Genomic DNA, 23,149 nt, shown 5'->3' on the forward strand with positions numbered 1-23,149 from the left:
GGGCGTTCAGTCGCACGCGAGGCAGTGCCTCGCAAGCAGTGCGCCTTCACCCATGGGGGCTCGTCGAAAACATCCATGTTTTCAACGGTCCCGTACCCCCCATCCGATGACCCCTCGATACGTGGTCGGCGGCCCATGGGAGATGCCAGATCAACGGCGGTGTCGATCCGGGGTCATGCGTTACCGATTGTTGAGGATTCCACGGCGATCGTCTGTCGACCGATCCCACCAGGGCAGTTCCGGTTCCGCCGGGCCCGTCATGGCTTTTGATCTTCTGTGGCCACCGGCCATCTGTCTGGGGCGTGCCGGGGTGGGTTTGCGGGACCGTCAAAAACATGGATGTTTTTGACGAGCCCCCATGGATGGGTTTACGGCGTGTCCCGCAAACCCACCCCGGCGCGCCCAAACACGGAAACCGATGACCACCGGCTGTTCGCCCAAATCCAACAGCAGCCGGGCAAAGCCCGGCGACACGGAAAGTGTGCAATCGCAGCGCCGTGCCGCATACAACCTGCACACATCCGTATGCACGGTGCTTACATCCTGTTTCCTAACCTGCAGGCGCAACATCCGATACGCTCACGAAACAGGAGACCCCCCATGCAGAAGATTCCCGAAGGTACCCTCATCGTTGTGGCTGACGGTGGTTCGGCTCGTGTATTCACCAATGTCGGTGACGGCCGTACCTTGCAGCTGCGCCAGGACGATCAGCTGCAGGTGCAGGATGTGAGCGAACAAGGGGTGTCCGGGCAGGGGCCGTCCGGTTCGGTGCCGAAAGACATGAGCATCTCGCAGCTCAATGAAGCCACCTTTGCCAAGCAGCTGGCGGAGCAGTTGAACTCCGAAGCGCTGAACAACCGCTACTCGCATCTGATTCTGGTGGCCGACCCGCAGACCCTGGGGCGCATTCGTCCGCAGCTGCACAAAGAGGTCGAATCGCGGCTGCTGTTCGATCTGGCCAAGGATTACACCAACGCGCCGCTGGAAGACATCCAGCGCGCACTGGCGGCGTGAATCATGGGTTACGTCAGCCGCTTTGAACACGGTGAGCCTGAGCCGCTGCGCAGTGCGGTCGATGCACTGCGTGGTTGGCATGTCATTGAATTCGGCACTGACTGGTGCGGGCACTGCCAGGGCGCGCAACCTTCGGTGAAAGCGTGGATTGAACAACATGCCGTGACCCACCACAAAGTCGAAGACGGCAAAGGCCGGCCACTGGGCCGCTCGTTCGCAGTGAAGTTGTGGCCAACGCTGATTCTGCTGTGTGATGGCGAAGAACGGGCGCGTGTGGTGCGTCCGCATTCTGCCGATGATTTCGCGGCATTTGATGCCGTGATGACAAAATCCTCCGTGGCATGAACGCGGATGCCTGATGCAACACTGTGATCTGTGAAGGTCTCAGTGTTGCATCTGTTGTATCATGTGTCGCTTGACCATTGACCCGGGCCGTTGCCCGTCACGGTCGCCCTTCCTGCAGCGCCGCTGTGTCCACGCGGCCGTCCGGGAACGTCTGTTGAACCCCTCCTGCGCATTTCGCCGCACTTCATGAGGTGGTGCCTTTCCGTGCCGTGCGCGGAACCTCGGACGCGTGGTGGCCACGCTCCGAGGAGACACAGATGCAGGATCTGCATGCGGCACATGCCCATTTCGGCTGGTTCAAACGCCGCCGACAACTGAAAGTGGACGAGGTCACCGTGGTGGATCGCCCAATGCTGAAGCGCGCAGTCGGTGCCGCAGCATTGGGCAATGCCATGGAATGGTTCGATTTCGGTGTGTACGGCTATCTCGCGGTCACTCTGGGCCACGTGTTCTTTCCCTCCAGCAATCCCACCGCGCAGCTGATCGCCACCTTCGCCACGTTCACGGTCGCCTTCCTGGTGCGTCCGCTTGGCGGCATGGTGTTCGGCCCCCTCGGCGATCGCTATGGCCGGCAGAAGGTGCTGGCCTTCACCATGATCCTGATGGCGCTCGGCACCTTCAGCATCGGCCTGATTCCGTCGTACGAACGCATTGGCCTGTGGGCACCCGCGCTGTTGTTGCTGGCGCGACTGGTGCAGGGCTTCTCCACCGGCGGCGAATATGGCGGTGCTGCGACCTTCATTGCCGAGTACTCCACCGACCGCAATCGCGGCCTGATGGGCAGCTGGCTGGAGTTCGGCACGTTGGGCGGCTATATCGCCGGTGCTGCCACGGTTACCGCGCTGCACATGGCGTTTAGCAGTCAACAGATGCTCGACTGGGGCTGGCGTGTGCCGTTCCTCGTCGCCGGACCGCTTGGTCTGCTCGGCCTGTACATGCGCATGAAGCTGGAGGAAACCCCGGCGTTCAAGGCCTATGCCGAAGAGGCCGACAAGCGTGACCACGAACGTCCGGGCCTGGGCGAACTACTGCGCGTGCACTGGCCGCAGCTGCTGAAGTGCGTGGGCCTGGTGCTGGTGTTCAATGTCACGGATTACATGCTGCTGACCTACATGCCCAGCTACCTAAGCGTCACCATGGGCTATGCCGAGAGCAAAGGCCTGTTGCTGATCATCCTGGTGATGCTGGTGATGATGCCGCTCAACATTGTCGGTGGCTTGTTCAGTGACCGCCTGGGTCGTCGCCCGATGATCATCGGGGCCTGCATTGCGCTGTTCGCGCTGGCGGTGCCGTGCCTGTTGCTGGTCGGCAGTGGCCATGACGGGCTGATCTTCCTGGGCCTGATGCTGCTGGGCATCGCGCTGGTGTGCTTCACCAGTTCCATGCCGTCCACCTTGCCGGCGCTGTTCTACACCCCGGTGCGCTACAGTGCGCTGTCGATTGCGTTCAACATCTCCGTGTCGCTGTTTGGTGGCACCACGCCGCTGGTGACCGCGTGGCTGGTGGAGCGCACCGGCGATCCGCTGGTGCCGGCGTACTATCTGATGGGCGCCGCGGTGATCGGACTGGTCACCATGCTGTTCGTCAACGAAACCGCCAACCTGCCGCTGCGCGGTTCGCCGCCGGCGGTGGGCAGCGAGGAAGAGGCACATGCGCTGGTGAAGGGCGATGAGCCGGTGACCGTGGACGCGTCGCGGCCGATGCTGCCGCCGCAACTGTTGCCAGAAGAGCCTCGCCCTGCCTGATGACGTAACCCGGTAGCGCCGGCCGTTGGCCGGCCCACGGACCGCCTGGGCCGGCCAACGGCCGGCGCTACCGGGGTTCCGTGACCGACAAACTGCATCGCAACATGCATGCACAATCCCACGATGCTACGATCGGGTTTCCTTGAATCGATCTAAATCACGCCATGGCTAAAGCGGGGGCGGTACGGTGGGTGGGGCTGGCGGTAGCGGCGATGCTGGCAGGAACGGCAGGCGCGGCTCCGGCCACGGTTGGGGAACGCGCCTATGCGGCGGTGGATCCCTTCATCGGCACAGGCGGGGAAGGGCATACCTATCCCGGTGCGACGGTGCCGTTCGGCATGGTCCAGCTCAGCCCGGACACCCGCATCCAGCCGCGCGAGAAGGCCTATGACTGGGCGGCCGGCTACCGCTACGACGACAGCAGCATTGTCGGCTTCTCGCACACGCACTTCTCCGGCAGCGGTCATTCCGACCTCGGCGACGTGCTGGTGATGCCGTACACCGGCACCCCGGGCCTGGAGCGTGGCGATCCGGAAAATCCGCGCAGCGGCTATGCCTCGCGCTTCCACCATGACCGTGAAGTGGCCGAGCCCGGCTACTACGCCGTTACCCTGGACGACTACAAGGTTCGCGCCGAGCTGACCGCCAGCCCGCGCACCGGCGTGCACCGCTACACCTACCCGAAGGGCGAAGAAGCCAAGGTGCTGCTGGACCTGCGTACCAGCCTGTATGACTACCCGGGCAAGATTCTGTGGTCGCGCGTGCGCATCCGCGGGGACGGCACTGTGACCGGCTTCCGCGAAACCCGCGGCTGGGCCCCGGGCCGCCAGCTGTATTTCGCGATGCGCTTCTCGCGTCCGCTGCAGGGGCACGAACTGCACAACACCGAAACCGACATCGCCTACAAGGGCTTCCCGCCGCCGGGCCACAACAACCCGGCACAGCGGCCGCAGATTGAGGGTCGCCAGCTGGTCGGCACCTTCGACTTCGGCAAGCTGGATGCGCCGCTGGTGGTGAGCGTGGCGATCTCGTCGGTCAGCGAGGCCGGTGCCGTCGCCAACCTGGACGCCGAAGCCAAGGACCAGAACTTCGACCGCGTGCGCGCGCAGGCCCGCAGCCAGTGGCAGCAGGCGCTGTCGGTGCTGGATGCGCAGGGGCCGGAGCACGACCGCCGCAGCCTGTACACCGCGCTGTACCACAGCCTGCTTGGCCCGACGTTGTTCATGGACGCCGACGGCCAGTACCGCGGCTCGGACAACGCCGTGCACCGTGCCGAGGGCTATACGAATTACTCCACGTTCTCGCTGTGGGACACCTACCGCGCCCTGCATCCGCTGCTGACCCTGGTGCAGCCGGAACAGCGCAGCAGTGATTTCATCAACTCGCTGCTGGCACACCAGCAGCACAGCGCCTACGGAATGCTGCCGGTGTGGTCGTTCCACGGCCAGGAAACCTGGTGCATGATTGGCTACCACGCGGTGCCGGTGATCGCCGATGCCTACGTGAAGGGCATTCGCGGTTTCGACGCCAACAAGGCGCTGGATGCCATGGTCGCCACCGCCAACTACGGGCCGTATGACGGCATCGCGCAGTACCGGGAACTGGGCTGGGTGCCGATCGACGAAGAAGGCGAAGCGGCGAGCAAGACGCTGGAATACGCCTACGACGACTGGACCATCGCGCGCATGGCGCAGGCGATGGGTCGCACCGATGTGGCGACCACCTTCGACAAGCGCGCCACCAACTGGCGCAACGCATTCGACCCGGAAACCGGCTTCATGCGCGCACGCAAGCGTGACGGCAGCTTCCGCACGCCGTTCGATCCCAGCGCCAGTGGCTACGGCACCGACTACACCGAAGGCAATGCCTGGCAGTACTCGTGGTACGTCCCGCACGACGTGGCCGGGCTGACCGCCTCGCACGGTGGCGCGGACAAGCTGCTGGCGCGCCTGGACGAAGTCTTCGAGGCCAAGGTCGATCCTTCGATCTTCGAGCACATGGAAGACATCACCGGCCTGATCGGCTGGTATGCGCACGGTAACGAGCCCAGCCACCACGTGGCCTACCTGTATGCCTACAGCGGCCAGCCGTGGCGCACGCAGTCGCGCCTGAAGCAGATCATGGATTCGCAGTACGCGGACCGTCCGGATGGCCTGGCCGGCAATGATGACCTGGGCCAGATGTCAGCGTGGTACGTGTTCACCGCGCTGGGCTTCTACCCGGTGGCACCGGGCAGTGCCGAGTACATCATCGGCCGTCCGTTCCTGCCCAAGGCCTCGCTCAACCTGCCCAACGGCAAAACCTTCACCGTAACCGCCGAGGGTGTGGGCAAGGGGCACGACTACGTCGGTTCGGTCACGCTCAACGGCAAGCCGTTGAACCGCACCTTCCTGCGTCATTCGGAGATTCTGGCCGGCGGCGAGCTGCACTTCACCCTGCAGGCCGAGCCGAACAAGGCATGGCCCGGCCAGAACGCCGAGCAGCCCTATTCAATGTCGAAGTAAACCGTAGAGCCGGGCTTGCCCGGCTGCTCTTCCTACCGCATCGCCGTCTTCGGCAACAACGCCGTTGCCAATCCCAGCAACGGCAGGAACGAGGTGAAGTGGTACACCCATACGATGCCATGGGCGTCGGCCAGCTGACCCAGCCCGGCCGCGCCCATGCCGCCAATGCCGAACATCAGGCCAAACATCAGCCCTGACACCAGCCCCACGCGCCCCGGCACCGCCTCCTGCGCATACACCACCAGCGCGGCAAAGGCCGACGACATCACCAGCCCGATCGCCACCGCCAGCACGGCGGTCCAGAACAGATTGGCGTAAGGCAGGGCCAGCGCGAACGGGGCCACGCCCAGGAACGAGATCCAGATCACCGCCTTGCGGCCGATGCGGTCGCCGACCGGGCCGCCCATGAAGGTGCCCAGCGCCACCGAGGCCAGGAAGATGAAGAGATAGATCTGGCTCTGCTGCACGCTGAGCTGAAAGCGCTCGATCAGATAGAACGTGAAGTAGTTGGTGATCGAGGCGATGTACACGAACTTCGCGAACATCAGCACCGCGATCACGGCAATCGCCTGGATCACCTTGTTGCGGCTCAGGCCCACGCCCTGCGAGCGCGACAGGCTGTTCAACGTGGTGGTGCGATGGTGGGCCGACCAGCGGCCCAGCCGGAACAGCACGGCAATGCCCACCGAGGCAATCAGCAGGAACCAGCCGATGGCACGCTGCCCGTGCGGAATCACCACCGCGGCCGCCAGCAGTGGGCCAATCGCCGAACCGGTGTTACCGCCCACCTGGAAGGTGGACTGCGCCGTGCCGAAACGCCCACCCGAGGCCATGCGCGCTACGCGTGAGGCCTCGGGATGGAAGGTGGCCGAGCCGATGCCGATGACCGCCGCCGCAACCAGCAGCATTTCGTAACTTCCGGCCATCGCCATCATCGCGATGCCGACGAAGGTGGCAACCATGCCGGCCGGCAGCAGATAGGGCAGGGGATGCTTGTCGGTATACATGCCGATCCACGGCTGCAGCAGCGAGGCGGTGATCTGGTAGACCAGCCCCAGCAGGCCGATCTGGCCGAAGCTCAACGCGAACTCGGCCTTGAACAGTGGATACACCGCCGGCAGCACTGCCTGGATCATGTCATTGAGCAGGTGCGCGACGGCGGCTGCACCGACGATGCGGATGGCGAAGCCGGAAGCAGCGGGCGGGGTCGGTTCGGGCAGCTTGGCTGCGGCCGGGGGCGTGGATTCGGTGGACATGACAGCACTTCGTGGTAACCCGCACATGGTGCCACGGCGCACACGCGAAGGCTTTGCACAATCAAACCTAAGGTCAATCCCGCCCTCACGCCGGCTCTGGCAGGATGAACGGGTTCCCCCCGCTGTTCAGCGCTCTTTGTCCACTGCAGGAGACCTCCATGGCTTCAACTGTCGTCGTGACCCGCCCCTGGGTCATCCATCCGCTGCACGCGGCCTTCCTCGGCGGGGTGTTCCCGTTCTACCTGGCCACGCTGCTGGCCGACTACGCCTACTGGACCACTTATCAGATTCAATGGGCCAACTTTGCCGCCTGGCTGCTGGTCGGCGCGATGGTGCTGACCACGCTGGCGCTGCTGAGCGGGATCGTGGGCCTTGTGCGCGGCAGCCGTCGCTTCGCCTACGTCATCGTGCTGGCCATCACCTGGGTGCTGGGTTTCGTCAACTCGCTGCACCACGCCCGCGATGCCTGGGCGGTGATGCCCGGTGGGCTGGTGATGTCGGTCATTCTGACCCTGTTGGCGCTGGTCGCCACGGTGCTGGGTCTGTGCTGCCTGCGCAACGCCGGAGGTGTGCGATGAGCCGCGCCTTCAGGATCATCAGCCTGTCCGCATTGAGCGTGGCCCTGGCCGCGTGCAGTGGCCAGAAGGCCCCGGACATGGCCCAGTACGGCAACGCGCCGGAGCTGCCGAAGCCGCACCGCGGCGTGATGCCGGACATGACCATCGCCCAGCCCACGGCCTGGGGTGACCAGGTGCCGACTGTTCCGAAGGGCTATTCCGTTCGCGCCATCGCCACCGACCTGGCCATTCCGCGCCAGACCCTGGTGCTGCCGAATGGCGACATTCTGGTCGCTGAGGGACGTGGCGGCAGCGCCAAGCCGCTCAAGCCCAAGGATGTGATTGCCAGCAAGATCAAGGCCAAGGGCAACACCCAGGTCAAGAGCGGCAACCGTCTGACTTTGTTGCGTGACGCCGACGGTGATGGCGTGTACGAACTGAAGACCGTGTTCGCCGACAAGCTCAATGCGCCTTACGGGCTGGCGATGATCGGCAACGCGATCTATGTAGCAAACCAGGATGCGCTGGTGCGCTTCGACTACACCGAGGGCGACACCAAGGGCAGCGCCGCGCCGGTCAAGGTCACGGATCTGCCGTCGGCGATCAACCACCACTGGACCAAGTCGCTGGCCGCCAGCGCCGATGGCCGCCATCTGTACGTGGGCATCGGCTCGAACAGCAATGTCAGCGAGCGCGGCATGGACGTGGAAGTGGACCGTGCGGTCGTCTGGGAAATTGATGCCCAGACCGGCGCGCACCGCACCTACGCCAGCGGCATCCGCAACCCGACCGCACTGGCGGTGCAGCCAGGCACCGGTACGCTGTATGCGGTGGTCAACGAGCGTGATGAGATCGGCCCGAACCTGGTGCCTGATTACCTGACTTCGGTGAAAGAAGGTGGCTTCTACGGCTGGCCGTACAGCTACTGGGGCAAGCACGTGGATACCCGGGTGATGCCGCAGAAGCCGGAACTGGTCGCCACCGCGCTGACGCCGGATTACGCGCTGGGCTCGCATGTGGCCGCGCTGGGGGTGACGTTCTCGTCGCCGGTGATGGGCAGTGCGTTTGCTGACGGCGTGTTCGTCGGCGAGCACGGCAGCTGGAACCGCAATCCGCCGGTGGGCTACAAGGTCGTGTTCGTGTCCTTCAGCAACGGCAAGCCGACCGGTGAGCCGGTGGACTTCGCGACCGGCTTCCGCGGTGAGGACGGCAAGACGCGCGGTCGCCCGGTCGGCGTGACGCTTGACCCGAAGGGCGCGCTGATCGTGGCTGACGATCTGGCCAATACGGTGTGGCGGATCACCCCGGATGTGGTACCGCAGGCGGAACCGGTAGCCGAAACGCCGGCACCGGCCGGGAGCTGACGGCCACGGAGATGCTTGGCACGTGCCGGGGGCTGGCAGACGCCGGAATGCTTGGCACGTGCTGGGGCTGACTGACACGGAAATGCGTAGAGCCGGGCTTGCCCGGCTGTCTGTCAGATCACGCGAAAGCTTCAGCCGGGCAAGCCCGGCTCTACGGTGCGGCAGACGCCGCATCCCCGCGGCAGTCGGCCAACGAGCGCAGCTGCGTGCCGTCGGTACTGAAGTTGTCCGCGACCAGCCACGCCGTGAACGCCTCATCCAGCTTCGGCCACTCGCTGTCGATGACGGAGAACCACGCAGTATCCCGATTGCGCCCTTTGTACACCAGCGCCTGGCGGAAGATGCCTTCAAACTGGAAGCCCAGCCGCTCGGCCGCCTTGCGCGAGCCGGCATTGAGGCTGTCGCACTTCCATTCGTAACGGCGATAACCCAGCACGTCGAATACGTAATGCATCAGCAGGTGCTGCGCTTCGGTTGCCGCCGGCGTGCGCTGCAGCAGCGGCGAGAACATCACGTGACCGACTTCGATGACGCCATTGGCCGGGTCCTGGCGCATCAGCGCCAGGGTGCCGGTGCTGCGTCCGCTGCGGGCATCCACCACCGCGTAGTGGCGAGGGTCTTCGCTGCGTGCCGCCGCTGACAGGTATTGGAAGAACGCGGCATCGGAATCGAACGGCCCGTTGGCCATGTAGGTCCAGTCGCGCGGCTCGGTGGCCAGTGCATAGGCTTCGGCCAGTGCAGGGCCATGTACCGCCGGGTCCAGCGGTTCCAGCCGGCAGAATCGCCCTTGCAGGGTGATCGCATTCGGGCGCTGGCGCGCGCGCCAGCCGGGCAGGGGCATGCCGATCGGCTGGCCGTACGGATTGGTCCACGCAGGAGACATGGTGCCTCGGCAGAAAGGACGATGGGGGCGGTCGCCTTTCTATCATGCCGCTGACAGGTTAGGTAGAGCCGGGCTTGCCCGGCTGCGGTTGGTGCAAAGCGAAGAGCAGCCGGGCAAGCCCGGCTCTACGGGGCTGCGGTTGGCGCATCTGCGAAGAGCAGCCGGGCAAGCCCGGCTCTACGCGGGTACTGGTTCCGTCGCGGATGCCGCCAGACGTTCGGGGGAAGGCAAAGTGCCTGCCGAACCCATGCGCTCCAACAGCAGCGGCGAGGGCAGGTTGCACTCCGGGTGCATGCGCAGGAACCCATATACCGCCCCGGCCAGTCCAATCATCAATCCCGGGGTAAACGCGGCACGGGTCAGGCCACCGACCATCCCCCGGTGCTCCTCGATCGACGAGATCACTTCGATGGCGGCGGTATCCACGGGATAGGGGCACTCCTGCGGATCCAGCTGCGCCGCCTTGACCAGCAGTTCGCGGGTGGAAAGATCGCCATGGCACAGCGTATGACTGAACCCCCAGCGGCCGTTGGCGTCGGCGACCGCGCGACGTAGATCGCGCAGATACGCGGTGTTGCCGGTGCGCGCGTACAGATCCGCAGCCGCCAACCCCATACCGACGCTGCCATGGCACCAGGTCGGGAACGTCTTCTGGCCGTCCTTCAGGTGCAGGTCGTGCCAGCGACCGGTTTCCGGTTCGAACAGCGCGTCCTGGAACGCGAACGCGCCCTCGGCCAGCGCCTGCCACGCCGCGCGGTCCTCCGCGGTGCCGGCATCCGTCAACGCCAGTCGCGCCAGCGCCCAGCCGATGCCCATCGCGCCGTGGCCGAAGCCGCCAATCGGGGTCTCGAACTGCGGCGAAGGCCAGCGCGCACCGCCGGCATCGACAATCGCGGTGGCCTGCAGGCGACGCGCCGCCGTAGCCGCAATCGCCAGCCAGCGCGTCTCGCGAGTGGCCTCGGCCAGATGGATCAGCGGCACGATGGCACCGGAGACACCATCCAGCATCTCGAACTTCGGCACCTCCGTGAAGTCCGAGTGCTCCAATGTGGCCGCTGCCACGCGCGCGGCCTCCAGCAGTTCCTTCCGGTCCAGCAGGTCATACAGTGCCAGCAGCGTCCAGACCCGGGAACCGGCCCCGACCAGGCCACCTCCGGTATCCGGTAGTTCGAGTGCACACATGCGCAGGTAAACCTGGATAGCGCCTTCCATCGCGGCCTCCACGCCTGCAACGGCATCCGCGCGACCGTGCTGCACCTCCCGGTGGTAGGCGGCGAGGCTGAAGGCGATGCCGCCCAGCCCGAAGTACGCGTCCGGCTGCACCGGTCGGACCGCCCAGCCGGTCTGGGTGATCTCCGGCGTGATCCAGGTGATCGTTCCATCGTTGCCGCGGACCGACAGCCGGATCAGGTGATTGACTGCTTCTACGGCCTGCACCCGGCGACGGGCCTCCAGCGCCTCGCCGTGTGGTGCCTTGGCCGCGTACGAGAAGCCGTCGCGTGCCTCGGCCCGCGCCATCGCGTGTTCATTGAGGTCGGTGGCCACCAGGGTGCTGCGGATGGTGACCTCTTCGAGGTCGATGCGCATCTCACGCCAGTTCTCCACCACGTTTGCAATACGTGGTGCATCCAGCACAGCGGAGAACAGTGGAATGTCGCCATGGCGCATGGCGTCGATTTCCTGCATCACTTCCACCGGGTCCGACGACGCCGCCGCGGAAATGGCGGCATTACGCACCAGCAGATCGAGCGCACGCTCGATGGCCGCCTGTTCGTTGTGCAGCGAAGCCGGGTGCCACAACATGCGGCCGATCTCGGCGTACGCCATGGTGGGGCGCTTGATCTCGCGCACCTCGCAGCCCTCAAACGGCATCAGTAGAGCGTGCAGGCGGCCACTGCCGTCCAGCTCACGAAGGCGCGCACTGGCCGCCATGAAGCCGCTGCTGATCTCGTCCCAGAACCGCGACACATCGGGATGGGCGGTCGGGTGATTCTGGGCCGGGGCGAAGTCGGTTTCCATCATGCCCAGGCGCGGTGGCGTATTCGCTTCCTGCAGCAGCACGGGAACGCGTACCTTGGGTTGCTCGCCGGGCAGGGCACCGGCTGCCGACAGGTCGACACCGTCCATGCCCAGGCCTGAGGTGCGGAACGGCACGATGCCGGTGCGCAGCACGGAGTTCTGCATCAGCATCGCCGCCAGGTCATAGGCGTGGCCGTAGCCGGAGGCGGTCAGCCCGATGGGCAGGCAGAACACGCTTTCGGGGTCGACCACCACCGGCGTGGGGCCTACCGCGATCAGGTTCTCAAGATGGATATCAGTGCCGCCGATCAGCCGCAGGACCGCCAGCCAGTGGCCCAGGCCCTGGTAGTAGCGTGCAAGCTGGTCATCGTCATTGCAGTAGCGATGCGCCGCAAACCCCGCCCAGCCGTGATCACCGCAGTCCAGTACCCGTGGCACCCGCACCCGTAACGGGTCGTTTGGGAACACCGCTTCGAGGAACGCGTCCAGCACTGCGTCGATGCGCAGGGAGCGCGGCTTGTACATCACCGTGCCGCCCTCGAAAGTCACGCGCGCGACCGCGCGCCCGCCACCATGGGTGTCGCCGGTTCCAAAGGCCACCTTGAGCAGTTGTCCGGCCGGCGCGTGCAGCAGGGTGCGCAGCGCAGCGCGGTCGGCGACGATATGGGTGGCCAGCTCTACCACGGCGTTGGATTGAGAGGCGGCCACGGCGTCCAGGCGTGCATCCAGCGGCGGATACCGCTGCGCCACATGGGCGGAAAATTCAGGTGAAACGGCCCAGGCCTCGAACTGCAGCAGCTGCTTCACGGTGTCGTTTGCATCGATCTGCCCACTGCGCACGGCGGCATGCAGTTCAAGCAGAAGAACACGATTGAGCTTCAGCTGGGCGTTGGCATGCAGTGCGGCATAGGCCTGTTCCAGCAGTCGCTCGCTTTCCATATCCGCAAGGCCGGGCGAGAGCGATCGCAACCGGCTCTGTAGTTGGCTACGGTGTGCGGAAAGCCGGTGATGCACGATGCGCGAAAAGGCTTCGGCGGCAGTTGTGACAGTCATTGCATCCCCTGCAGTCTGTGGTGGTATGGCGCAGGCACCCGCCCGCGCGACGGCGCGCAACGGCAAGAAGCCGCTGCGCGCCGGTACAGCTCACATCAGCAACAAAGACAGTTGTTCACCACGGACGCGGTGGTGGTGCAGAGGGTCGCAGTGCCGCCACCCGTAATCACCGGGGCGGCGTGGGTCAGTGCGGCGTCGGTGGCCTGCTGGCCATAGATGAAAAGGGAACCGGCCGGGTTGTCGCAGCCATCTACGCTGTCGGCACCGTTGAGCCAGCCTGAAACGACGTCGTCATTCAGTTGCATTCCGCTTTCTCCTTGTGTTGTTGCGATGAGGGCGTTCGATGATGAACGTCCTTTCGTTACGGCCATTCCCTGGCATCAAGAACACAACTGCGATACCGAACTGCTGGGGTCTGGCCGCGTTTTTACGGTGCGCCCATTTTTGTTGCGAGTCAAACTGGGAAGTGCTTCACAGAATTTGGCGCGCCGCGGAATCGCGGGCGCGACGCGATACGTAGAGCCGGGCTTGCCCGGCTGCCGTTGGCGCGATGACGAAAAGCAGCCGGGCAAGCCCGGCTCTACTCCCGATGCAGTTTGATGTCCACGTCGCGGACGGTGTTGCTGACGAGGTCGAGCCCGAAGTCGGCGGTGCCATGGCGAGCCTTCACCAGCACGTCCTCGCCGTCGTCGGTTTCCACGTGGTAACCCTTGCCCAGCCGCGTGCCAATCGCATCACGCACTGCCGACGCAATGTGGTTTTCGGACACGCCATCCTTGATCGGTACCTCGATCAGAATCGGTTCGGCCGCAGCGGGCCAGATGCGAAAGGTGATCGTGCCGTCCGACTTCGCACGCTCGTCGAAGGCTATTCGCCACTTGTTGGAAGCATGCGGACGCTCGGCGATGTCCGCGGCATCGCTGGAGGGCAGGGGGGCCTGCTGTGCGCGCACCAGCGGAACCACCAGCAGGCTCAGCAGCACCAGCAGCACGGCGGTGGCGGCGCGTAGGGTAATGATCTTCATGCTCGTTCCCGGCGGTGGAGGTGTACCCACGCTGTCAGTGCGTGGGCTCGGGCGCATCGGAACTTCTGCTGGAAGCATGCTGGGTAGTTCTACTGGTCAGTAGATTTACTTAGCCAGGAGCAGTGTTTCCCCGGAAGGCGCTGATGCAGCGCACGTGGACACTGAGTGCGGACGTTTCCGCAGTCAGGGACACGATGCGATTGGAACCGGCGGCGGGGTGAATGCGTGCGGAGCAGCGGAAAAGCGGGGGCCAGCACATCAGCGAAGCGCGCCCGCGCAGGGTGCTGGCGCTGGCTGCTGGTCATACCTGCCGTGCTCGCCTGCATTGACGCCACAGCACAGACGTCGGTCCAGAACAGCGCCAGCATCGCCACGCCGGCCGGCCAGACCGATGCCAATCCCGCTGACAACACCGACGACGTCACCGTGCAGGTGTACGCCGCCACCATCGCCAAATCCGGCAGCCCGGCCGACGGTGTGCCGGTGGCACCGGGCGACACCCTCGGCTTCAACCTGACCGCCACGGTCTCCGGTGCCACCACCAGCGCCGCCACGGTGTTCACCGACACCCTCAGCGCCGGGTTGACCCTGGGGGGCGGCTCCCTGCCTGCAGGCTGCACGGGCGCGGGGCAGAGCGTGCAGTGCACCTTGCCGGCGGGCAGTGCAGTGGGCACCTACGACTGGTCCTACCAGGCCACCGTCGACCCCGACGCCACTGGAACGGTCAGCAACACGGTCAGCGGCGGGAATGGCTGTACGCCGGCCGCCACCTGCACCGTCAGTCATCCGGTCTACTTCACCCTGCTGTTGACCAAGCTGTGGGTCAACGGCCAGGACGGCAACGCCGTCGACCTGGACATCAGCGGCAGTGCCGATGACGTGATCGTGCTGCAGACCGGCAGCTCCACCGTGGGCGGTGCCTCGGTGGCCGGTCGTGCCGCCGTGGCACCGGGGGCCGCGGTCAGCGTCGCCGAAAACTTCACCGCCGGCATTGCAGGCAACTACACCACGACGCTGGCCTGTGCCCGCGCCGACAATGGCACCGCCGTGCCCGCGCCCGGCGGCACGCTGAGCATGCCGACTGACACCGGCGTGAACTGCAGCTTCACCAACACCCGCCAGGCGGCGACGCTCCAGCTGGTGAAAACCTGGGTGAATGCGCTGGCCGGTGAAACCGCCACCGTCAGCACCACCGGCTTTACCAATGAGGCCACGACCGGTGTCTCCACCTCCACCGGCAACAACAGCACCTCCGGCACTGCGGTCACGGTGTACGCCGGCGACACCGGCACCATCACCGAGACGCTGAGCAACGCGGGCAACTACAGCGCCACCCTGGCCTGTACCGGCAACGGCACCACACTGGCTGGAAACCAGCTGACGGTGACTGCCGGCGACACCGCCATCGTCTGCACGCAGACCAACACCCGCCAGCAGACCACGCTGGTGCTGAGCAAGACCTGGGTGGACGGTCTGCCGGGAGACACTGCCACGGTCACCAGCAACGGCTTCGAGAACCCGGCCAGCAGTGGGCTGTCCACCTCCACCGGCAGCAACACCACGACCGGTACGCCGGTGACGGTGTATGCGGGAGAAACCGGCACCATCACCGAAACCCTCAGCAACCCCGGCAACTACGACAGCACGCTCGCCTGTACCGGCAACAGCACGCCGCTGGCCGGCAACCAGCTCAGTGTGGCCCCGGGCGACCCTGCGATCAGCTGCACCCAGACCAACACCCGCCGCGCGGTCAACCTGACCCTGCGCAAGACCTGGGTGGATGCGGCGGTGGGTGAAACTGTTGAATTCACCGCCACCGGCAGCACCACCAGTCCGATCTCGCTGACCACGGTGGCCGACACCGCCAGCGAAACCGATACCGGCACCCCCGTGCAGGTGTATGCCGGCGAGAGCCTGACCCTGGCGGAAACCTTCGCCGTGCCCGGCAACGCCGCCAACTACAACAGCACCCTGGCCTGCACCGGCACCAGCGGCCTGACCGGCAACACGCTGCTGGTCGGGCAGGGCGACACCGATATCGTCTGTACCTACACCAACACCCGTCCGCAGGCGACACTGCAACTGGTCAAGGTGTGGGCGGCCAACAGTCTGAATGGCGACGTGGCCCAGCTGGGTGCCACCACCGGGCTGCAGAACAACACCAATGCGTTCACGTCCACTGCGTCGATCGGTGCCAACAGCACCACCGTGCCGGTGTTCATCGGTGAGCAGGCGCAGCTGCCGGCCGAGACCATGAGCGGCAGCGCGCTGGCCAACTACAGCGTCGCGCTGAGCTGCAGCGGCGGCGACCTCGGTGGCACCGACGGCAAGGCCAGCAACACCCTGGACATCACCCCGGCCGATGCCGGCACCGCCATCGTCTGCACCTACACCAACACCCGCAGCAGCACCACGCTGACGCTGGAAAAAACCTGGCTGAACGCGCTTGCCGGCGACGAAGTGACCCTGGTGGCCACCGGGCTGACCTCATTGAGCTCGACCGCCAGCGGTGCCGCCTCCCAGACCGATACCGGCACCCCGCAGACGGTCTACGCCGGCGATGTGATCAGCCTGACCGAGTCGTTCGGTTCGGTCACCTCCAATCTGTACAACACCACGCTGTCCTGCACCAACACTGATGGGCTGGTGGTCAATACTCCGACCACGGGCACACTGACCGTCGGACCCGACGATGGCCCCATGGTCTGCACGTATGTCAACGACCGGCGCAGCGCGCAGCTGATCGTACGCAAGGTGTGGAGCGGTGGCCCCCCGACCACCGTATCGATTCCGGGCAGCACCGGGTTCACCAACAACACGCCCGCGTTTACCTCGACGTCGCCGGGGCCCGACCAGGTCGGCCCGGTCGAAGTCTTCGTCTTCGAGAACGGCGCGCTGGGCGCAGAGAGTTTCCCCGGCGGCAACGGGGGGGATTACAGCAGCACGCTGACCTGCGATGGCACCGACACCGATCCGTCGAATGGCCTTCTGATTGCCGTGGCCGATGCGGACACCACCATCACCTGTACCTACAGCAACACGTTCGTGCCACGCTCGTCGATCGATGTGCAGAAGACCACCCCGGTGACCTCGGTGAGTGCCGTCGGCGATGTAATTCCGTACACGATCACCACCACCAACACCGGCAACGTACCGCTCACCAACGTGACCGTGGCCGACCCGTTGATTGCGGGCAACATCGTCTGCAACCCGCCAACGCCGGTCGCCAGCCTGGAGCCCGCAGCGAGCATCACCTGCACCGGCAGCTACACGGTGACCCAGGCCGATATCGACCGGGTGGGCAGTGGCGATGGGGTCGATGACGGCGTGGTGACCAACACCGTGAATGTGGGCGGCAACGACCCCGACGGCGCAGCGGTCAGCGACAACGCCAGCACCGACACCACGCTACCCCCGCGCAACTACGTGGCCGAATTCAGCAAGAGCCCCAGCCTGGCCGACAGCAACGGCAACGGCACGGCCAGTGTGGGCGAGGTGATCACCTACAACTTCACCGTCACCAATGCGGGCAACACTACCATCCAGAGCGTCACCATCGCCGACCCGATGCTGCCCGGGCTGAGCTGCCCTGCAGGCGGCCCGCTGGCCCCGGGTGAATCGGTCACGTTCGGCATCGTGCCGCCGGCGGACATTGCCTGCACCGGCAACACCTACACCGTCACCCAGGCCGACATTGATGATCGCGGGGGTGGCGACGGTGATATCGACAACGACGCCACCGCCTCAGCGGTGTCCCCCGGCGGCGGCACCGCCACCGGCGACGCCACCTCCAGCGTGCCGCTCGACCCGCCGGCCCCGCAGCTGGCCCTGGACAAGAGCGCCAGCCCGACCCAGGTGAGCGCGGCCGGCGAGGTCATCACCTACACCTTCCTGGTGACCAATCCGGGCAACGTCACCGTCGACAACATCAGCGTCACCGATCCCAAGCCCGGGCTGAGCGCGATCACCTGCCTGCCGCCGGCACCGTTCAGCCTGGCACCGGGAGCCAGTGCCAGCTGCTCGGCCACCTACACGGTCACCCAGGCCGACATCGACAACAGCAATGCCGTGGTCAACGTGGCCAATGCCGCCGGTGACTACGACGGCACCCCGGTGGACGACAGCGACAGCAGCACCGTGATCATCAATCACGGTACGCCGCAGCCCGAGTTCACCAAGATTCCCGACCGCATATCGGTCAGCGCGGTGGGCGAGGTGATCAGCTACACCTTCCGGGTCAGCAATCCGTCGTCGGTGACCCTGGACAACCTGCAGATCATCGAAGACACACTGCTCGGCGGCGCGCTCAGCTGCAACACCATTCCCACGCTGCCACCGAACAGTGCGGTCGACTTCGCCTGCACCGGCAACACCTACACCGTGCAGCAGTCGGACATCGACAACCAGGGCAATCCGGTCAACGACAGCCGGGTCATCCACAACGATGTCACCGGCCAGGCGCAGTACCAGATCGGTACCAGCCCGGTAGTGACAGTGACGGCGGTGGCCAGTGCGGACGTGTCGCTGCCGCAGCGCACGCCGGCGATCTTCTTCAGCAAGAGTGCCGACGTGGCCTCGGTGAGTGGGCCCAACCAGCCGATCACCTATGGGTTCGCGGTGAACAACACCGGCAACGTCACCCTTTACAACATCACCATCACCGACCCGAGTCTGCCCGGACTGTCCTGCCCGCCGCTGTCCAGCCTGGCCCCCGGTGCGCAGGTGCTGTTCAATGGCTGCACCGGCAACGTGTACACCGTCACCCAGGCCGACATCGACAGCGGCAGCACCGACAGCCTGCCGGGCAACGGCCAGATCGACAACGTGGCCACCGTGGTGGCGGATACGCCGGTGGCCGGTGCTACTGTCACCGACACCGCCGAGCACCAGGTCAACCTGCCGGTGCGCCAGCCCGACATGACCCTGGTGAAAAGTGCCGATGTCACCAGCATCACCGCGCCGGGCACGATCAACTATCGCTTCACGGTCAGCAACCCCGGCAACGTCACCCTGCAAGACGTCAACGTCAGCGACCCCACGCTGGGCCTGAGCTGCCCCAGCGTGGACATTGCGCCGGCGCAGACCGTGGTGTTTGCCGGCAGTGGCGGCGATGTGACCTGCACCGGCACCACGCGGGTCATCACCCAGACCGACGTGGACAGCTTGAACGTGGTCAGCAACACCGCCACCGCCAACGGCACCAGCGAGGTTGCCGGGGCGATCAGCCGCACCTCGGTCCTGGACATCCCCGTGGTCCGCAGCCCCGTGCTGGCTCTGAGCAAGACCGCCGATGTGGCCACGGTCAGCAGCCCGGGCGATCCGATCCGCTACACCCTGGTGGCGACCAACAACGGCAATGCCACGCTGGAGAATGTCTCGATAAGCGACCCGATGCTGCCGGCGTTGAGCTGCACCCCGACCATCCCTGTGGCCGCGTTGGCACCGGGTGCCAACATCACCTGCATCGGCGACTACATCAGCACCCAGGCGGACTTCGATACCAATGGCGGCGGTGACCAGTTCATCGACAATACCGCCACCGCCAGCAGCAACCTCGCCAACGACATCGCCAGCGCGCGGGTCGGCCTGCCGCTGCCGGCGCAGTCGCTGAGCATCGACAAGAGCGCGGCCGCGCCGACGGTCAACCTGGGGCGCGACCCGACAGTGACCGATGCCGGCGACACCATCACCTACACCTTCCTGGTCACCAATACAGGCAACCAGAGCCTGAGCGCGCTGGCGGTGATCGACACGCATCTGGATGCGCCCGCCACCTGCGACAAGACCACTTTGACCGCCAGTGGCCCGGATGCCACTGCCACCTGCACCGGTGTCTACACACTGACCCAGGCCGACCTCGACAACGGCAGCGTGGTCAACACCGCCACCGCCGAAGGCACGCCGCCGAGCAGCGCGCGGGTCAGCTCGTCGCCGGATTCGGAAACCGTGGTGCTGGCGGCCCAACCGGTGCTGGTGCTGGACAAGACCGCGGCCGCGCCGACCGTGGGCGGCGGTGCGTTGCCGGCGGTGACCGACGCCGGCGACACCATCTCCTACAGCTTCGTGGTGACCAACAACGGCAACGTCACGCTCGACAACATCACCGTAGGCGATCCGCTGCCCGGAATGCCGCCGATCACCTGTCCGCCCGGCCAGCTGGCACCGGGGGCGAGCACCACCTGTTCCACCGTGGTCTACACCATCACCCAGGCCGACATGGATGCCGGGCAGGTGACCAACACGGCGACCGGGCAGGGCACGCCGCCGTCCGGGCCGAACGCCACCGGTGACGACAGCACCACCACGCCGTTGTTGGCCGGCCCGGCGCTGACCGTCAGCAAGACGGCCAATCCCACCACCTACGCCACTGTCGGGCAGTCGATCAGCTACAGCTACCTGGTCACCAACACCGGCAACGTCACCGTGTCCGCGCTGGCGGTGGCGGATGACCGCATCGCCACGGTCAGCTGCCCGGCGACCACCCTGGCACCGGGAGCGGCCACGACCTGTACTGCCACCTACCTGATCACCCAGGCAGATCTGGATGCGGGCAGCGTGACCAACACTGCCACCACCACGGCCACGCCGGCGCAGGGCACGCTGTCCCCGGTGGTGGCGCAGGCCACCATCACCGCCGTGCAGAACCGTGCGCTGGCCTTGCTGAAGAGCAGCCCGAACAGCAGCTACGCCGCCGTGGGCGATACGCTCAGCTACAGCTATCTGGTGACCAATACCGGCAACATCACCCTGACCGATCCGGTCACGGTCACCGATGACCGCATCGCCAGCGTGAGCTGCCCGGCGCTGCCCGCAGGCGGGCTGGCACCGGGCGCGAGCCTGACCTGCACAGCAAGTTACGCGGTGACCCAGGCCGACCTGGATGCCGGCAGCATCACCAACACCGCCACCGCGCAATCCGGCGTGACCACCTCGCCGCCGTCCAGCGTGACCATCAACGGCAACCAGCAGCCGGCGCTGAGCCTGGACAAGAGCACCAGCACCACCAGTTTCGATACGGTGGGCGACACGCTGGCCTACAGCTACCTGGTGACCAACACCGGCAATGTGACGCTGACCGCGCCGGTGACGGTCACCGACGATCGCATCACCGCGCCGAACACGGTGGTGTGCCCGGCATCGCCACCGGGAGGATTGGCCCCGGGTGGGCAGCTGACCTGCACCGCGACCTACACGATCACCCAGGCCGACCTGGATGCCGGCAGTGTCACCAATACCGCCACCGCACAGTCGGGCAACGCAACCTCGGCCCCGGATTCGGTGACGGTTACCGGCGTGCAGAATCCGGCATTGAGCATGGCCAAAGCGGCGACCAACGTGCCGACCCCGACCGTGCTGGGCAGCGTGATCACCTACGATGTCACCGGCACCAACAGCGGCAACACCACGCTGACCAACGTGGTGATCAGTGATCCCAAACTGACGCCGAACAGCACCACCTGCGCCAGCGTGGCGCCGGGCGGCACCTGCGTGCTCACCGGCACTTACACCGTGACCCAGCCGGATGTCGATGCGGGGCAGGTGGAGAACATCGGCAGCGGCGACAGCGACAGCACGGACCCGGTTCCGTCGAACCCGGTGATCGTGCCGGTACAGCAGACGCGTGGCCTCACCCTGGACAAGAGCAGCAGCACGGCCACCTACACCGCAGTGGGCGACCTGCTGGACTACAGCTACCTGGTGACCAACAGCGGCACGGTGACCATCACCAGCCCGATCACCGTCACCGACGACCGCATCACCGCGCCGAACACGGTGAGCTGCCCGGCATTGCCGCCCGGCGGCCTCGCTCCGGGAGCGAGCCTGACCTGCACCGGCAGCTACGTGGTCACCCAGGCCGACCTCAACCAGGGCAGCGTGACCAACATCGCAACCGCGACCGACGGCACCAGTACCTCGCCGCCGGATTCGGTGACCATCAATGCCACCCAGCTGCCAGCAGTGGCGCTGGACAAGACCGCCAGTGTGGCCGACAGCAATAGTGACGGCATCACCGGCGACGCTGGCGATGTCATCACCTACGGCTTCAGCGTGACCAACACCGGCAACGTGCTGCTGGCCCCGGTGACCGTGACCGATCCGCTGCTGCCCGGGCTGACCTGCACCGTGCTCGCGCTGCCGCCGGGAGCCACCGCCACCTGCAGCGCCAGCAACAACACCTACATCATCACCTTCGCCGATGAAGCCGCTACCGCGGTCACCAACACGGCGACCGCCACTGGAGATGCGCCGGGTACCGCACCCGATGCGATCGCCACCGATTCGGTGACTACGCCGACCGCGCTGACGCCGGCCGCGATCACGGTCAACAAGGTGTCCGCGCCGGTCACCACCAGCCAGGTTGCGCCGGGTGACGTGGTGCAGTTCACCGTCACCACCACGGTGGCCAACAACGAAACGCACGAGGTCGTCACCCTCACTGACACCCTGAGCGATGGCTTCACTCTGGTCGCGGTTACCAACGCTGGTGCCTACACCTGCAATGCGGCCAACCCGCTGGTGTGCACGCTGCCGGTGGGCACCGCGCCGGGCAGCTACCCGCTGGTGTACACCGCCAGCGTCGACGCCGATGCGACAGGCACGCTGCGCAATGCGGTGGTGCCGACCAAGCCGGCCGGCGTCGATCCGGACCCGGTGTGCCAGAGCTGCAGCACCGAACATCCGGTGGTGCCGTCCACCGCGACGGTGACCAAGGCGGCCGACCCGGTCAGCGGCAGCTTCGTGCAGCGCGGCCAGACCATCACCTACACGGTGACGACGGTGATTGCCGGCTCGGTGACGACCCAGCCGCTGCTGCTCAACGACACCCTGGATGCTGGCCTCGGCCAGGCAACCGTGGTGACCGCAGGGGCCTACAGCTGCAGCGCTAACCTGCTGTGCGTGCTGCCGGCGGGCACATTGCCGGGCACGTATCCTCTGGTGTACCAGGTGACCGTGGCGGCAGACGCCAATGGCACCCAGCGCAATGTGGTGGCCGCCAGCAATCTGCCCGGTGGTGACCCGGATCCGGTCTGCGTGTCCTGCAGCACCGAACACATCGTCGAGCAGCCGGCGCTGGAAACCACCAAGGTGCTCAGTGCCAACAGCAACGCCAGCGGCGAGGTCACCACCGGAGCCACGCTGACCTACACCGTGCGCGCCACCAACACCGGCAATACCACGCTGGTAAACCTGACCATCGACGATGCGCTGATCACGCCGAGCCGCGCGGTGTGCGCCAGCGTCGCCCCGGGCGGCAGCTGCGAACTCACCGGCACCTATGTGGTCACCCAGGCCGACACCGATGCCGGCACCGTGGACAACACCGCCGACATCACCGCCGAACCGTCCGCCGGCGGCGCGCCGCTGCCGCCGGCGGTCTGCCCGG

At 66.0% G+C, this 23,149-nt stretch carries 12 protein-coding genes; 7 read left to right on the forward strand and 5 right to left on the reverse strand.

The annotated features are described in order from the left end of the window. The first annotated feature begins 600 nt into the window (after positions 1-600). The 4 genes from RT551_RS18170 (at position 601) to RT551_RS18185 (ending at position 5,608) form a co-directional block, all read left to right on the forward strand. Positions 601-1,014: a host attachment family protein gene (locus RT551_RS18170; RefSeq protein WP_313461116.1), complete on the forward strand. Its 414-nt coding sequence runs from the start codon at positions 601-603 to the stop codon at positions 1,012-1,014. 3 nt (positions 1,015-1,017) lie between these two features. Further along, positions 1,018-1,359 carry a thioredoxin family protein gene (locus RT551_RS18175; RefSeq protein WP_313461118.1) on the forward strand — a complete coding sequence of 114 codons (342 nt, stop codon included), beginning with the start codon at positions 1,018-1,020 and terminating at the stop codon, positions 1,357-1,359. Between the two features lie 257 nt (positions 1,360-1,616). Further along, complete coding sequence (gene proP, locus RT551_RS18180) at positions 1,617-3,104, forward strand: glycine betaine/L-proline transporter ProP (protein WP_313461120.1); 1,488 nt, start codon at positions 1,617-1,619, stop codon at positions 3,102-3,104. 212 nt (positions 3,105-3,316) lie between these two features. Then, a complete protein-coding gene (locus tag RT551_RS18185; RefSeq protein ID WP_313461122.1) occupies positions 3,317-5,608 on the forward strand; it encodes a GH92 family glycosyl hydrolase in 2,292 nt (763 codons plus the stop codon). Between the two features lie 32 nt (positions 5,609-5,640). On the opposite strand, the gene RT551_RS18190 is transcribed toward RT551_RS18185, so the two are convergent. Then, a complete protein-coding gene (locus tag RT551_RS18190; RefSeq protein ID WP_313461123.1) occupies positions 5,641-6,864 on the reverse strand; it encodes an MFS transporter in 1,224 nt (407 codons plus the stop codon). A gap of 158 nt (positions 6,865-7,022) precedes the next feature. On the opposite strand from RT551_RS18190, the gene RT551_RS18195 reads away from it, so the two are divergent. Both RT551_RS18195 and RT551_RS18200 read left to right on the forward strand, forming a co-directional pair. Continuing rightward, on the forward strand, positions 7,023-7,442 hold the full coding sequence (locus tag RT551_RS18195; protein ID WP_313461124.1) for a hypothetical protein: 420 nt from the start codon (positions 7,023-7,025) through the stop codon (positions 7,440-7,442). After that, positions 7,439-8,785 (forward strand): sorbosone dehydrogenase family protein, encoded by a 1,347-nt coding sequence (locus tag RT551_RS18200; protein ID WP_313461126.1) that lies wholly within the window; start codon positions 7,439-7,441, stop codon positions 8,783-8,785. The genes RT551_RS18195 and RT551_RS18200 overlap by 4 nt, the downstream gene beginning before the upstream one ends. 151 nt (positions 8,786-8,936) lie before the next feature. Here RT551_RS18200 and RT551_RS18205 read toward each other — a convergent pair whose 3' ends face one another. From RT551_RS18205 to RT551_RS18220, 4 genes are all read right to left on the reverse strand, one after another. Further along, positions 8,937-9,668 carry a GNAT family protein gene (locus tag RT551_RS18205; protein WP_313461128.1) on the reverse strand — a complete coding sequence of 244 codons (732 nt, stop codon included), beginning with the start codon at positions 9,666-9,668 and terminating at the stop codon, positions 8,937-8,939. A 177-nt stretch (positions 9,669-9,845) separates the two neighbouring features. Beyond that, complete coding sequence (locus tag RT551_RS18210; RefSeq protein WP_313461130.1) at positions 9,846-12,740, reverse strand: type 2 lanthipeptide synthetase LanM family protein; 2,895 nt, start codon at positions 12,738-12,740, stop codon at positions 9,846-9,848. A 95-nt stretch (positions 12,741-12,835) separates the two neighbouring features. Next, on the reverse strand, positions 12,836-13,045 hold the full coding sequence (locus RT551_RS18215) for a DUF6229 family protein (RefSeq protein WP_313461132.1): 210 nt from the start codon (positions 13,043-13,045) through the stop codon (positions 12,836-12,838). Between the two features lie 275 nt (positions 13,046-13,320). Further along, positions 13,321-13,764, reverse strand: coding sequence for a hypothetical protein (locus tag RT551_RS18220; RefSeq protein ID WP_313461133.1), 444 nt, complete (start codon positions 13,762-13,764; stop codon positions 13,321-13,323). Between the two features lie 312 nt (positions 13,765-14,076). Between RT551_RS18220 and RT551_RS18225 the strand changes: the two genes are divergently transcribed. After that, positions 14,077-23,149 (forward strand): hypothetical protein (locus RT551_RS18225; protein WP_313461135.1); only part of this gene is annotated, 9,073 nt, incomplete at its 3' end.

Origin of the sequence: Stenotrophomonas sp., assembly GCF_032103445.1 — a bacterium.
Classification (GTDB): Bacteria; Pseudomonadota; Gammaproteobacteria; order Xanthomonadales; family Xanthomonadaceae; genus Stenotrophomonas.